The 13,590-nt window shown below is 74.0% G+C and carries 9 protein-coding genes and 1 riboswitch; of the genes, 2 read left to right on the top strand and 7 right to left on the bottom strand.

The genetic code is table 11. The features are described from left to right. The first annotated feature begins 181 nt into the window (after positions 1–181). Entirely contained in the window at positions 182–655 is a 474-nt protein-coding gene (locus tag ACIPLC_RS16030) for a DIP1984 family protein (RefSeq protein WP_400473588.1), read from the top strand. A gap of 323 nt (positions 656–978) precedes the next feature. On the opposite strand, the gene meaB is transcribed toward ACIPLC_RS16030, so the two are convergent. Genes meaB through ACIPLC_RS16015 form a run of 3 tightly spaced genes read right to left on the bottom strand, consistent with a single transcriptional unit; the run spans position 979 to position 6,062 of the window. Further along, the gene (gene meaB, locus ACIPLC_RS16025) at positions 979–1,980 is read right to left on the bottom strand and encodes a methylmalonyl Co-A mutase-associated GTPase MeaB (RefSeq protein WP_400473587.1); all 1,002 of its coding nucleotides are present in this window, start codon (positions 1,978–1,980) and stop codon (positions 979–981) included. Positions 1,981–1,992: 12 nt separating this feature from the next. Beyond that, the gene (scpA, locus tag ACIPLC_RS16020; RefSeq protein WP_063346509.1) at positions 1,993–4,197 is read right to left on the bottom strand and encodes a methylmalonyl-CoA mutase; all 2,205 of its coding nucleotides are present in this window, start codon (positions 4,195–4,197) and stop codon (positions 1,993–1,995) included. Beyond that, positions 4,194–6,062: a methylmalonyl-CoA mutase family protein gene (locus ACIPLC_RS16015; RefSeq protein ID WP_400473586.1), complete on the bottom strand. Its 1,869-nt coding sequence runs from the start codon at positions 6,060–6,062 to the stop codon at positions 4,194–4,196. The genes scpA and ACIPLC_RS16015 overlap by 4 nt, the downstream gene beginning before the upstream one ends. A gap of 302 nt (positions 6,063–6,364) precedes the next feature. Between ACIPLC_RS16015 and ACIPLC_RS16010 the strand changes: the two genes are divergently transcribed. Then, positions 6,365–7,435, top strand: coding sequence for an NlpC/P60 family protein (locus ACIPLC_RS16010; RefSeq protein ID WP_400473585.1), 1,071 nt, complete (start codon positions 6,365–6,367; stop codon positions 7,433–7,435). 288 nt (positions 7,436–7,723) lie between these two features. On the opposite strand, the gene ACIPLC_RS16005 is transcribed toward ACIPLC_RS16010, so the two are convergent. The 4 genes from ACIPLC_RS16005 to ACIPLC_RS15990 form a co-directional block, all read right to left on the bottom strand. Beyond that, positions 7,724–8,635 carry a M56 family metallopeptidase gene (locus tag ACIPLC_RS16005; RefSeq protein WP_400473584.1) on the bottom strand — a complete coding sequence of 304 codons (912 nt, stop codon included), beginning with the start codon at positions 8,633–8,635 and terminating at the stop codon, positions 7,724–7,726. Then, a complete protein-coding gene (locus ACIPLC_RS16000; RefSeq protein WP_400473720.1) occupies positions 8,632–9,000 on the bottom strand; it encodes a BlaI/MecI/CopY family transcriptional regulator in 369 nt (122 codons plus the stop codon). Before ACIPLC_RS16000 ends, ACIPLC_RS16005 begins: the two co-directional genes overlap by 4 nt. Positions 9,001–9,148: 148 nt before the next feature. After that, positions 9,149–11,896: an FtsX-like permease family protein gene (locus tag ACIPLC_RS15995; protein ID WP_400473583.1), complete on the bottom strand. Its 2,748-nt coding sequence runs from the start codon at positions 11,894–11,896 to the stop codon at positions 9,149–9,151. Then, entirely contained in the window at positions 11,893–12,717 is an 825-nt protein-coding gene (locus ACIPLC_RS15990; protein WP_400473582.1) for an ABC transporter ATP-binding protein, read from the bottom strand. The genes ACIPLC_RS15995 and ACIPLC_RS15990 overlap by 4 nt, the downstream gene beginning before the upstream one ends. 167 nt (positions 12,718–12,884) lie before the next feature. Next, positions 12,885–13,061, top strand: a riboswitch (M-box (ykoK) riboswitch). The last annotated feature ends 529 nt before the right edge of the window (positions 13,062–13,590 follow it).

The following is a 13,590-nucleotide window of genomic DNA, read 5'->3' as shown; positions in this document are numbered from 1 at the left end:
CCGCCGAAGTGCCGTGCCCCACGTATGGGTGGGGCACGGCGCTGGACCTTCACGCGCTGCGAGAGGTGGCGTAGTGGCGCCCGCCCGGTCATTCCGGCGGGCCCCACCCCGGGGACCGCGCCGTCAGGCACCGACGTGCATACTTGCCGGACGATCAGTGGGACGTAGAGGTGATGACGCGGTGAAACTGGCTGAAGCGCTCGCGCAGCGCGCGGCTGCGGTGCGGCGGGTGGAGCAGTTGCGGGCGCGCGTCGTCGGCAGTGCTCGCTACCAGGAGGGCGAGGAACCGGCCGAGCACGCGGCGGAGGTCCTGGCCCAGGCCGGAGAGGTGCTGGACGAGCTGGAGCGGCTGATCCGCCAGATCAACCGGACCAACTCCACCGCGCTCATCGAGGGCGGCGGCACGCTGACCGACGCCCTCGCCCGCCGGGACGTCCTGCGGCTGCGCCACTCGGTGATCACCGCGGCCGCCGACGCCGCCTCCGGGCGCGACCAGCACGGAGCCGTACGGCAGTTGCGGTCCGAACTGCGGATCCTCTCGGCCCTGCCGGTCGCCGAGCTCCGAGCCCAGGCGGACGCCCTGGCGAAGGAGATCCGCGAGGTGGACACCCTGATCCAGCGCACCAACTGGGAGATCGACCTGATCGAGGACTGACCCCGCAAGCCGGGTGTGGGAAGCAGGTAGTCGCCACGGAGGCGTGCACACACCGCGGGCCGGCGGTTCATCCGGCCCTTGGCGCGTGAAGAGCAACGCAGGGGTTCGATTCCTCACCGAACAACGCAGCTCAGCATCGCGTACAGGTGACAGAGCACACCGCACAGCTCACCACCACGTGCAGATCCGGACGACGAGGGCGGGAACGGGGCGCCCCACACCCGGTGCGAGGGCCGTGCACACCAGCACGGCCCTCGCACCTGTTCCACCCCGGAGCTACTCGGGAAGCGCCGTCAGGAGGCGCCATCAGGGGGCGCCTCCCGTCAGGGCGCGCCGAAGAAGCCGAAGAAGCTCTCAAGAATCTGCTGCGCGGCCAGCCCCGCCGGCATGGTGCCGGCGCGGACCTGGGCCTCCAACTCGACCGACAGCCGCCGCACTTCGGGGTGGTCGTGCAGCCGCGCGTAGAGCTGGTCGTGGACCATGGCCCACGTCCACTCGACCTGCTGGTCGCGCCGCTTCGCGGCCAGCGCGCCGGTGGCGTCCAGTACCTTGCGGTGTTGCTGCAGCCGCTCCCACAGCACGTCGAGTCCGGCGCCGTCCCGGCCGCTGCAGGTCAGCACCGGCGGTGTCCACGCCGCGTCGGGGGCCTGCAACAGGCGGAGGGCGCCGGCGAGTTCGCGGGCGGCGGCGCGGGCGTCGGGTTCGTGCGGGCCGTCGGCCTTGTTGACGGCGATGACGTCGGCCAGCTCCAGGACGCCCTTCTTGATGCCCTGCAACTGGTCGCCGGTGCGGGCGAGGCTGAGCAGCAGGAAGGTGTCGACCATCCCGGCGACGGCGGTCTCGGACTGGCCGACTCCCACCGTCTCGATCAGGACCACGTCGTAGCCGGCGGCCTCCATCACCACCATGGACTCCCTGGTGGCCTTGGCGACGCCGCCCAGCGTCCCGGAGGTGGGCGAGGGGCGGACGAAGGCGTGCGGGTCGACGGCGAGGCGTTCCATCCGGGTCTTGTCGCCGAGGATGGAGCCGCCGGTGCGACTCGACGTCGGGTCGACGGCGAGCACCGCGACCCGGTGGCCGAGCCCCGTCAGCATGGTGCCGAAGGAGTCGATGAAGGTCGACTTGCCGACACCGGGCACGCCCGTGATGCCCACCCGGACGGCCCCGCCCGCGTGCGGCAGCAGCCGTTGGAGCAACTGCTGCGCGAGCGCGCGGTGGTCGGGCCGGGTGGACTCGACGAGGGTGACGGCGCGCGCGATCCAGGCGCGAGAGCCGTCGAGGACACCCGTCACGTAGCTGTCGAGGTCGATCGTCCGTGGAGGCATGCGATCAAAATCTCACAGCTCGTGGCCGAGGTCGGCCGCCAGCGAGGTGAGCAGGTCGTAGGCGGCGTCCGGGATCACGGTCCCCGGTGGGAAGACCGCCGCCGCTCCCGCCTCGTACAGCGCGTCGAAGTCCTGCGGGGGGATCACCCCGCCGACCACGATGGTGATGTCCTCCCGGCCGGCCTCGGCGAGCGCGGTGCGCAGCGCGGGGACCAGGGTGAGGTGTCCGGCGGCGAGCGAGGAGACGCCGACGATGTGCACGTCCGCCTCGACGGCCTGGCGGGCGACCTCGTCGGGGGTCTGGAAGAGCGGGCCGACGTCCACGGTGAAGCCGAGGTCGGCGAAGGCGGTGGCGATCACCTTCTGGCCGCGGTCGTGGCCGTCCTGGCCCATCTTGGCGACCAGGATGCGCGGGCGCCGGCCTTCGGCCCGCTCGAACCGCTCGACCAGGTCGCGGGTGCGCTGGAGGGAGGCCGAGGGGCCCGCTTCGTCTCGGTACACACCGGAGATGGTACGGATCTGGCCGCTGTGCCGGCCGTACACCTTCTCCAGGGCGTCCGAGATCTCGCCGACGGTGGCCTTCGCCCGGGCCGCGTTGACGGCCAGGTGCAGCAGGTTGCCATCGAGCGAGCCGCCGCGCTGCGGGCCGGCCTCGGCGGCCCGGGTGAGCGCGTTCAGCGCGTCCTGGCACGCCGCCTCGTCGCGCTCCTCGCGCAGCCGGCGCAGCTTCTCGAGCTGGCGGGCGCGCACCGAGGAGTTGTCGACCTTGAGCACGTCGATCTGCTCGTCGCTGTCCACCCGGTACTTGTTGACGCCGATGACCGGCTGGCGGCCGGAGTCGATCCGGGCCTGGGTGCGGGCGGCGGCCTCCTCGACGCGCATCTTCGGGATGCCCGCGTCGATGGCCTTGGCCATGCCGCCGGCCGCCTCGACCTCCTGGATGTGCTGCCAGGCGCGGCGCGCCAGGTCGTGGGTGAGCTTCTCGACGTAGGCGGAGCCGCCCCACGGGTCGATGACCCGGCAGGTGCCGGACTCCTGCTGGAGCAGCAGCTGGGTGTTGCGGGCGATCCGGGCGGAGAAGTCGGTGGGCAGGGCCAGCGCCTCGTCGAGCGCGTTGGTGTGCAGCGACTGGGTGTGGCCCTGGGTGGCGGCCATCGCCTCCACGCAGGTGCGGGTCACGTTGTTGAACACGTCCTGGGCGGTGAGCGACCAGCCGGAGGTCTGCGAATGGGTGCGCAGCGACAGCGACTTGGCGTTCTTCGGGTCGAACTGCTTGACCAGCTTCGCCCACAGCAGCCGGGCCGCGCGCAGCTTGGCGACCTCCATGAAGAAGTTCATGCCGATCGCCCAGAAGAACGACAGCCGCGGCGCGAAGGCGTCCACGTCCAGGCCCACGTCCAGGCCCGCGCGCAGGTACTCCACCCCGTCGGCCAGGGTGTAGGCCAGCTCCAGGTCGGCGGTGGCCCCGGCCTCCTGGATGTGGTAGCCGGAGATGGAGATGGAGTTGTACCGGGGCATCTTCTGCGAGGTGTACGCGAAGATGTCCGAGATGATCCGCATCGACGGCTGCGGCGGGTAGATGTAGGTGTTGCGGACCATGAACTCCTTGAGGATGTCGTTCTGGATGGTCCCCGCCAGCTTCTCGGGTGCCACCCCCTGCTCCTCGGCGGCCACGATGTACAGGGCCAGGACGGGCAGGACGGCGCCGTTCATGGTCATCGACACCGACATCTTGTCCAGCGGGATGCCGTCGAAGAGTTGGCGCATGTCGTAGATCGAGTCGATCGCCACGCCCGCCATGCCGACGTCGCCGGTGACGCGCGGGTGGTCGCTGTCGTAGCCGCGGTGGGTCGGCAGGTCGAAGGCGACCGAGAGGCCCTTCTGGCCGGCCGCCAGGTTGCGGCGGTAGAAGGCGTTGGACTCCTCGGCGGTGGAGAAGCCCGCGTACTGGCGGACGGTCCACGGCTGGTTGACGTACATGGTCGGGTACGGCCCGCGCAGGTACGGGGCGATGCCCGGGTAGGTCTCCAGGAAGTCCAGGCCGGCCAGGTCCGCCGTGGTGTACAGCGGCTTGACGCCGATGCCCTCGGGGGTGTCCCAGACCAGCTCGTCGACGTCCTTGCCGGTGGACTGCCGCCAGGCGGCCCGCCACTGGCCGTCGGTGACGTCCCCGGAGGGATCCCCGTTCAGCCCGATTCCGGTGAAGTCGGGGATCATCGTGCCACTCCGATCTGGTCGAGCAGGGAGGTGAGGACGGCGATGGCGTCCCCGCCCGCGTGGATGAACTCGTCTACTCCTGCCGGGGTTTCGCCGAGCCGACCGGCCAGCAGCACCCGTTGGGCTCCGGCCGCCCTCAGCGCGCCGGCGACGGCCTCGGCGTGCTCGCCGTACTGCGCGTCTCCGGAGCACAGGCAGGCGGCGGTGGCGCCGGAGGCGGTGAAGGCCTCGGCGAAGGCGGCCGGGTCGACGGACTCCAGCGAGGTCGTCGCGATGCCGCCGGCCTGGAACAGGTTGGCGGCGAAGGTGGTGCGCGCGGTGTGCGCGGAGGCGGTGCCGATCGAGGCCAGGAACAGCTTCGGCCGGGCGCCGGTGGCCGCGAGCACCGCGTCCGAGCGGTCGCGCAGCGCCTCGTAGGCCTCGGCGCGGCGCACCTGCGGCAGCCCGCCGCCCGGCGCGGCCGGGGCCGGTTCGCGGACCAGCGGCTGCTCGTCCAGGTGCGGGAACTCGCTGACGCCGGTGACGGGTTCGCGCCGCTTGGCGAGCTTGACGGAGCGCTCCGCCCAGGTCGCGGCGATCCGCTCGTGGACCGTCCCGTCGGTGAGTGCCGCCTGCTGGCCGCCGGCCCGCTCGATCTCCTGGAACCAGGCCCAGGCGGCCGCGGCCAGCTCCTCGCCCAGCTGCTCGACGTACCAGGAGCCGCCGGCCGGGTCGATCACCCGGGCCAGGTGGGACTCCTCCAGCAGGATGGACTGGGTGTTGCGGGCGATCCGGCGGGCGAAGGCGTCCGGCAGGCCGAGGGCGCTGTCGAAGGGCAGCACGGTGACGGCGTCGGCGCCGCCCACGCCGGCGGCGAGGCAGGCGACGGTGGTGCGCAGCATGTTCACCCACGGGTCGCGGGCGGTCATCATCACCCGGGAGGTGACGGCGTGCTGGCGCTGTGCCGAAGCGGCCGCGGAGGCCCCCGACACCTCGGCGACGCGGGACCAGAGGCGGCGCGCGGCACGGAACTTGGCGATGGTGAGGAACTGGTCGGCGTCGGCCGCGTAGCGGAACTCCAGCTGGCCGAGCGCGGCGTCCACCGACAGCCCGGCGGCGGTGAGCGCCCGCAGGTAGGCGACGCCGGTGGCGAGCGAGCAGCCCAGCTCCTGGGCGGGCGAGGCGCCCGCCTCGTGGTAGGGCAGGGCGTCCACGGTCAGCGCCCGGACGCCGGGGTACTCGGCGGCGCAGCGGGCGGCCAACGCGGTGGCCTCGGCGAGCAGCGCGGCGGTGCGCCCGGCCTCGCCGGTGCGGGCCTGGAGGCCCAGCGGGTCGGCGCCGAGGTTGCCGGCGGCGGCGCCGGGGGAGACCTCGCGCTCCTCGTACAGGGCGAACAACTGCTCGGCGGCGGCGGTGAATTCGGGCCCGGCGTCGAGTGCCACGGCGGCCAGGTCGAGGTACACGCCGGTCAGCGCCTCGGGCAGGGCCGTGACGGGGAGGCCCGCGCTGCCCAGTTCCAGCCAGAGCGAGCCGACGCCGTTCTCCAGGTCGGCCAGCACCGCCTCGTTGGCGCGCCGGCGGTCCGGGTCGGCGTGCCGCTGGCGGATGTCCCATCCGGCGACGGCCGCGCCCTGCGGCCGGCCGCCGCGCACGAACGGGGGGAAGCCGGGGTAGCCGGCTTCGGCCGGGGTGTCCTCGGCGGTGTACAGCGGGCGGGCGCGCAGCCCGTCCGGGAGTTCGGTGGTGAGCGCCCGCTCGGCGGCGGCGCCGTCCGCGGGCTGCGCGCCGGACTTGCGCAGCACGCCCTCGACGAGCTGCTGCCACTGCTCGCGGTGTGCGGCCGGGAATTCGGCGGCGAGGGGGAGCCCTTCGGGCGGGACGTTCATGACCGCAGGTTAGCGCTCGTTCGCAAGCCCGCAGGAGGGGCGGCGCGTGTGACCTTTCCCTCGATTTGGCACGTTCTCAGCACTCCGGGCGGCGAGGAGCGCCGTGGGCGGTGGCACCCGAGGTCAACGGCCGTGTCGGGGAGCACGATCGGTCGCCCGGAACGGCCCGGAACAGGGGGATTGCGGAACCCCTCCACTCATCTATTAAGTTACTTCGAAGAAGGTGGGTGGGGACCGAACCCCCGTAGGTGCCCGCCCGCCTTCGCCGTCCCCTGCCGTCCCCCGAAGGAGAGCCCCCCGCCATGGGAAAGCGTCGCAAGCCCAGCCCCCCGAGCCGGGCCCGCATGGCGGTCCTCACCACGGCCATGGCCGGCGGCGCCGTCCTCGCCTCCGGCACCGCCCACGCCGAGCCCGCCCCCAGCCTGGCCTCGGTCAAGGAGCAGGTGGACAAGCTCAACGAGGAGGCCGAGCAGGCCGTCGAGCAGTTCAACGGCTTCCAGGAGAAGCAGCAGAAGCTCCAGGGCGACGCCGGCAAGATCCAGGAGAAGGTCGCTCGCGGGCAGGAGGCGATGAACGAACTGCGCTCCCAGCTCGGCGCGGTGGCCGCCGACCAGTACCGCACCAACGGCATCGACCCCTCCTTCCAGCTGATGCTCGACTCCGACCCGGCCGCCTACCTGGAACGCGCCTCGGTGCAGAACCACCTCGCCGACTCCCAGATATCCCTGCTCAAGCAGGCCCAGAACGAGCAGCGCAAGCTCGACCAGGACCGCGCCGAGGCCACCGCCACCCTGGCCCAGCTCGACTCCGTCGGCACCGAGCTGGGGGAGAAGAAGAAGCAGATCCAGGCCAAGCTCGCCCAGGCCCAGGGCATGCTCAACAAGCTGAGCGCCGAGGACCGCGCCAAGATCAACGCCCAGCAGAACGCCGAGAAGGCCAAGGCCGAGGCCCAGCAGGCGGCCGCCGCCGACCGGGCCTCCCGCTCCGCCGAGCGCCAGAACATGAACACCCCGGCGCCGCCCGCCAGCGGTCGCGCCGCCGCCATCCTCCAGTTCGCCTACGCCCAGCTCGGCAAGCCCTACGGCTGGGGCATGACCGGTCCCAACAGCTTCGACTGCTCCGGCCTCACCGGCGGCGCCTACCGCGCGGCCAACGTCAAGCTGCCCCGGATGTCCCAGGACCAGTGGAACAGCGGCGCCCGCGTCCAGCGCGCCGACCTCCAGCCCGGCGACCTGGTCTTCTTCTACGGCGACATCCACCACGTGGGCATCTACATCGGCGACGGCAAGATGATCCACGCCCCGCGCACCGGCAAGAACGTCGAGGTCCTCCCGATCAGCGCCATGCCGTACGTGGGTGCCGTCCGGCCGTAGGCCTCGGCGCGTCACCGCGCACTGCCCCGGGAGACGGCGTCCCCCGGGGCAGTGCTCTCTCGGGGGTCCGGCTTCCTGTCCGGCTGGAGGGTCCTGCTCGACCACGTGTCGGTGCCGGGGCTGCTGTCGCCGCCGTCGCCCGGGGCCCCGCCGCCCACGAGGGCCTGCACGAGGGCCTGCACGAGCGCCTGCGCGCGACCGCCGAGGCGTACCTGCGGCACCGCCCAGGTCCGTCCGGGGTCGTGATCACGCGGCGGGAAGAGGGGGCGTGCGGGATCGACGGGCGCCCTACGGGTGCGGCGCGCAGGCCAGCAGGTACGGCAGGAGCGGGAGCACCGACACGCCGAGCCTGGAGGCCAGTCGGCGCCTCCGCCGACCGCTCCCCGGGCGGGCCAGCCGGCGGACCCGGGCCAGCACCCCGGTGGCGGCCACCGCGAGCGACCCGCCCGGCGCGGCGCTGGTCGGGGCGCCCGTCGGGGCCCCGGAGGTCGCCAGGGCGCAGAGCGCGGAGGCCAGTTCGCTGCGCGACACCCGCGCCAGCGCGGCGTCGTCGGCCGCCATCTCCAGCAGCAGCCCCACCTCCGCCCGCCCGTGCCGGGCCAGCGGCAGCGGACCGAACAGCAGGGCGAAGGTGTCCGCCGGCAGCCGGAACAGGTGGTGGCGGCCGCGGAGGTGTCCGTGCTCGTGCGCCACCGCCGCGGCCAACTGCCGTTCGTCCAGCAGCCGCAGCGCCCCGCGCGACAGGACCACCCGGGAGCTGCGGCCGGGCAGGCAGTAGACGGTCGGGTGGGCGTGCTCCAGGATCAGCGCACCCCAGCGCCGGTCCCGGACGGCGACCACGTCCAGCATCGCCCGGTGCCGTCGTCGTGCCCGCCCGGCCCGGGCGCCGACGGCCGCCACCACCGTGGCGATCGCCGTCCCGGCGGTGGCCAGCAGCCACCAGTCGTGTGTGTGCGGGGCGACCGGCCCGGCCGGCTCCGGGTGCGGGAACAGTCCGACCAGCCCGGCCGGATCGTGGGCGAACGGCTCCACCGCGTGGTGCGCCGCCAGCAGCAGCGCGACCAGGAAGGAGGCCATCAGCGCCAGCCAGAGCGCGGCGCCCGCCGCCGGACGCGCCTGCAACCGGGTCGAGCCGGCCAGTCGGCGGGGCAGCAGGACCCCGGTCACGGCCAGGTGGAGGCCGAGCAGCGCGAGGGTCACTCGGCGTCCCGGGCCTTCACCTGCTCCAGCGCCGCCAGCAGCGCGGACGCCTCGTCGCCGCTGATCCCGTCGACGAAGTGCAGCAGTGCACCCGCCCGGTCCGGCGTGGTCTCCAGCGCCTGGTGCATCAGCTGCGCGGTGTACGCCTCCCGGGAGCAGGTCGGCTCGTAGGCCCAGGCCCGGCCCACCTTGTCCCGGTGCAGCCAGCCCTTGGTGTGCAGGATGTCGGCCACCGTGGTGACGGTGGTGTACGCGACCGGCCGCTGCCGCTGGAGGTCGTCCACCACCTCGCGCACGGTGGCGGGCCGGCCCCAGGACCACAGCCGGTCCATGATCTCGGCCTCCAGGTCGCCGAACCCGCGCAGCACCGCCCGTTCTCTCCCTCGCCGACCGCCGGCGCCCATCGCGCCGCTAGAACCTGCCCATGGTACGGCGCTCCCGTGCGTGGGGCGGCCCGCGCACGCCGACGCCCGCCCTCCGGAGTAGGGGGCGGGCGTCGGTGTGCGCCGGGTGTCAGGACAGCCGCCGCCCCATCGGGATCCGGGAGCGGGTGAGCAGGGCGGCGAACAGCCCCGCCAGCACCGGGAGCACCAGGACGACCAGCAGCAGCTGGCCCCAGGGGGCGGTGATCAGGGCAGGCTGGCTGCCGAACCCGCTCGCCCGGGACTTCAGCAGCCCCACCGCGGGGACGAAGCCGTTGATCGCCCCCAGCAGCGCTCCGAGCAGGGCGATCAGCGCGCACTGCAGGCCCGCCATGGTGCGGCGGATCCGCGGGGGTGCGCCGACGGCGGCCAGGGTGGCCTGGTCCTGGCGGGAGTCGGCGGCGGCCAGGCCGGTGGCGATGCCGGCGGCGCCGAGGACGACCAGTCCGGCGAAGCCGCTGAGGGCCAGGGTGAGGGCGTCGCCGCGCGGCTGGAAGCCGCGCTCGACCTCCAGCTGGGCGGCCCGGTCGAGCCGGACGACGGCGGCCTCGGCGCGCTGCTGGGCCTTGCGGTCGGGCGGGGTGGCGGGCACCCAGATCGAGCCGGTGGGCTTCGCGGTGAGCCCGGGACCGAGCCTCGGCAGCGCCGCGGGCAGGATCAGGCCCTGGGCGAAGCGGGCGGCGGTCGCGTTCTCGACCAGGACGGCGTCGGCCGGGACTTCCTGCAGGTCGGGCTTGGGGATTTCGCCGGGCTGGAGCGGCGCGCCCGAGCCGCCGCGCAGTTGGAGCACCGTCCGGCCGTCGCCGGCGAGGAAGGCGCGGTCGAAGACCAGGATCTTCCCGGCGGCCAGGGCCTGTTCGGCGGCCGGGTCGTGGATGCCGAACTGGGTGCGGAGCATGGCGGCGTCCCCGGCGGCCAGGCGCGGCGGGCCGGACGCGGTGCGCCAGTTCACCGTGCCCTTGAGCTGGACGGTGCTGGAGCAGTTGGCGCAGAACTGGTACACCGCTTCGCCGAGGTCGGTGCGCGGCCCCAGGTCGGTCAGCTGCTTGCCCACCTCGGAGCGCAGGCCGTCGAGTCGCGGTCCGTCGGCGGCGGAGAGGAGCTGCACGGCGCCGTACGGGGCCTGCGGCCGGTAGTCGCGGCGGTTCTCGGCGTCGGTGCTGGTGCTGTAGACGCCGATGGCGACGGCCCCGGCCACGGCGGCCATCACGGCGGCGACGGCCGGTGCGGTGCGCGAGCGGTGCCGGGCGGAGTCGCGCAGGGCGAGCCGGGGCCCGAGCGGCAGCCGCCCGGCGATCCGGCCGAGCAGGGCGACGAGTGCGGGAGTGCAGGCGAGCAGGCCGAGTTCGGCGATGACGGAGCCGCCGAGCACGGTGAGCGTGCGGGTGTCGAAGGTGCTGACGACGGGCAGGCCGCGCTGCACCGCGCCCGCGCCGTACAGGGCCAGGGCGGCGCCGGCGGCGAGCAGCAGCACACCGAGCACGGTGACCCAGCGGTTCGGGGCCTGGGTGGTGTCCCGGCCGGTGAGCCCGGCGGTGACGCTGCGGCGGGCGGCCTGCCGGGCGGGCAGCGCGGCCGCGAGGAGTGCGGTGAGCAGGCCGATCCCGCCGATTGCGAGCAGGTCCGGGGCCGGCAGGGCGAAGTGCCCGAAGCGGGCGCCGCCGGCCCGTTCGATCCACGGGCGCAGCCCGGCGACGAGCCCGCCGCCGAGGACCACGCCGACCAGTGCCCCGGCCGTGCCGAGGACGAGTCCGCCGCCGAGCACCACCGCGCCGACGTGCGTCCGCCGGCCGCCGGCGGCGCCGAGCAGCGCGAGCTGGCGGCGGGAGCGGCGGGCGCCGACCGCGAAGGCGGGCCCGGCGAGCAGGGCGACCTCCAGCAGGCCCATGCCGGTGACGGTGGCCACCACGACCTTGGTGTTGTTGTCGGCGGAGGGGCCGAACGAGCGGTAGGCGTCCCGGTAGTAGGGGACGGCGGCGCGCGGCGGCGGGGCGAGCGCGACCGAGCGGGCGGTGAGGGTGTAGCCGTGGGCGTTGAACTCCTGGACCTTGGCCCAGTCGAGGGCGGCCCCGGCGGGGAGCCGGACCAGCCAGGCGCCGCGTTCGGGCCCGGGCGGTTCCGCGGCCGGGCTGCCGGGCGGCGTGGCGGCGGCGAGCTGGCTCAGCAACGTGCCCGGTTGGGCGACGAGTTCGACCCGGCGGAGGTCGTCCGGGTGCTCGACGACGCCGGTGATGGTGAAGGTCGTCCGCTCCAGGCCCGGGAGGGTGGTGGTGCCGCCGACGGAGAGCCCGGCGTTGTCCAGGAAGGCCCGGGTGGCGGCCAGTTCGCGCGGGCCGCCCGGGGCGTGGCCGTCGACCAGGTTGAGCCGGCCGTGCCAGATCGGGTCGGTGAGGTCGGCCTCGGTGGTGAGGGCGCGGACCAGGCCCTCGGGGGAGGTCGCGCCGGTCTCCGGGCCCGGCCGGGCGGCGGTGAGCACACTGCCGGGCGGCAGCAGGCCGGTGACCAGGGCGACCGGGTCGGTCCCGGCCGCTTTCTGCTGCTCGGCCGTGGGCGGCTGCCCGGAGCGGGTCTCGACCACGAAGGAGCCGTCCTCGGCGACCGGCGCCTGCTCGACGGTCCGGCCGGGGGAGAGCACGGTGACCAGGGCGTCCGCCCCGCCCATCACCCGTTCGACGCGTTCGGCCGGGGTGAGCTGTCCGCTGCGGTGGACGATGTCGGCGCCGGTGACGCCGAGGACGGGCAGCGCGATCATGGCGGCGATCAGGGCGCTGCGGCCCTTGGCGCGCAGCGCGTCGCGGCGGGCGATGCGCAGGGCGACCTTCCAGACACCGAGTCTCATCGGGCCACCTCGCCGAAGCCGCCGGCCGGGTGCCCGGCCCCGTCGGCCGCGTGGCCGGGGCCCCCGGCCGGAGCGCTGAGCGGGTCGCCGCCCAGTCGGCGCTTGCCGGTGCGGCGCCCGTGGCTCTCGGAGGCGACCTCGCCGTCCTTCAGGTGGACCACCCGGTCCGCCCAACTGGCGTGCGCCGCCTCGTGGGTGACCATCATCGCGGCGGCCCCGGCGTCGCAGCGGGCGCGCAGCACGGCGAGCACGGCCTCACCGGTGGCGGAGTCGAGGGCGCCGGTCGGTTCGTCGGCGAGCACGAGCCGGCGCTCGCCGATCAGCGCGCGGGCGATGGCCACGCGCTGCTGCTGGCCGCCGGACATGTCGTCGGGGAAGCGGTCGGCGAGTTCTCCGATGCCGAGTTCCTCCAGCGCGGCCACCGCCTCCCGGCGGGCGGCGCGTCCGGAGACTCCGTCGAGTTCGCGGGGCAGGGCGATGTTCTCGGCGGCGGTGAGGGCGGGGATCAGGTTGTAGTCCTGGAAGACGTACCCGATGGAGCGCCGCCGGAGGTCGGCGAGCCGGCCGCGGCTGAGGCCGCCGAGGGCCACGCCCTCGACCAGGACCTCGCCCTCGCTGGGCGCGTCGAGTCCGCCGGCCAGGGTCAGCAGGGTGGACTTCCCGGAGCCGGACGGTCCCATGACGGCGACGAACTCGCCTGGGTGGACGGCGAGTTCGACGCCGCGCAGGGCGTGCACCTCGGCCGCGCCCCGCCCGTGCACGCGGGTGACGTTGGCCAGGTGCAGGACGGGTGCGGGCCGGGTCGGATCGCTGTGGGACACACTTCCCCCTCGTGAGCTGTTGAGCTGCATATGTCGGTGAACTATATATGCCGGATGGGGGTGCACGTCGAGGGCCGGGTTTGGTCAAGCTTCTACAAAGCTGTCGAAGTTCGGTCGAAGCGCCGCTATCCGGGTGATGGGGAGGGTCTATGCTGGACGAGATTTGAAAGGCACCTCGTTCGGTGAGGCGTCTTCACGGACACAGGCCACTGACCCGACGACGTCGAGAGACGCCCAGGTTCAGGACAGGTCTTCCCGAGTTAAGGGTTGACCCCAAGTGGCTTCCGGCCGACCTGGCTGGACACGCCGTGGAGTGCCAAAGCTCTGACGAGTTGGGGTGTGCCGGTCCCGTGGGGCCGGTCCGCTCCTTGCCGTGTCGCGATGCGGTGCACAGACGGTGCACCCCCGACCGGGAGGAGGCGAGAGACATGGACTGCGATAGTCCGGGCCATAGTCGCCCCTACCCCCGCATGCTCTCGATCACCTCTGGCACGCGGTAACAACCTTTCCTGCGCGTTCACCCGGCGGTACGCCATGCGCTCAACCGCGCCCTGACGCACGCCGCCTGATGCTTCGTCATGCCCTCACGGCCGCCGCCGCTCAGCGCCGCCGTGCGGTTCGACGCTGCGCGCTCGCAGGGAGGATCGCTGCTGCGTGCCCCCTGTCGCCCCCTCGAGGAAGGGGGCAGGGAGGCCCTGCCATGACCAACGTGACGCTGGACCCGAAGGTCCCCACCACCAACGCCACCACCAACGCCACCACCACCCGCACCGCCGTGCTGGACGACGCCCACGTCGGCGACATCAAGGGTGCGCTCGGCACCATCCGGCTCGATGACACCACCCCGCGTCACGGCCTGTCCGCAAGGCTCAA

It is taken from the genome of Kitasatospora sp. NPDC086801, from assembly GCF_044745805.1.
GTDB lineage: Bacteria > Actinomycetota > Actinomycetes > Streptomycetales > Streptomycetaceae > Kitasatospora.
Note: the sequence above shows the minus strand (reverse complement) of the source record. Positions and strands in the feature narration are given on the sequence as shown.